The 533-nt window shown below is 54.8% G+C and carries 1 pseudogene; it reads right to left on the reverse strand.

The features are described from left to right. Positions 1 to 165: 165 nt before the first annotated feature. Positions 166 to 533 (reverse strand): annotated as a pseudogene (locus CYP26_RS09635) (hypothetical protein); the annotation flags it as partial.

A 533-nucleotide genomic window follows, 5' to 3' on the forward strand; every position in this document is an offset into this window, starting at 1 on the left:
CCAAAGCGCAGCACATCCTGCTCCAGCGCAAAGCGCAGAAAATCCTGCCGAAAATCGCTCATGATGCCTTCCCTGAAATCAAGAATTGGAAACGGCGGCATTATAGCCGATTCTGCGGCATTCTTCGGCGGATATGAAAAGGCTACCTGAAAACCGGCAGAAGGGTTACAGGTAGCCTTTGCTGATATGGCTGAGACTCTTCAGGTAGCCTTCGTCCAATTTTTTAAAGTGGCGGCGGCGCTCCAGTTCGCTCCGGTAGCGGTTGCTCAGGCGGTTGGGTTTGGGGGTGATTTCCACCAGTTCGTCGTCGTCGATAAATTCCACCGCACTTTCCAGCGTGAGCTTAATCGGCGTGGTGAGTCGAACGGCTTCGTCGGTGCCGCTGGCGCGTACGTTGGTGAGCTTTTTGCCTTTGAGCGGGTTCACCACCAAGTCGTTGTCGCGGCTGTGGATGCCGATGATCATGCCTTCGTAGATTTTGTCGTTGGGCGATACGAACATGCGGCCGCGCTCTTCCAGATTCCACAGGGCAT

It is taken from the genome of Campylobacter concisus (assembly GCF_002913225.1).
GTDB classification, from domain to species: Bacteria; Campylobacterota; Campylobacteria; order Campylobacterales; family Campylobacteraceae; genus Campylobacter_A; species Campylobacter_A concisus_J.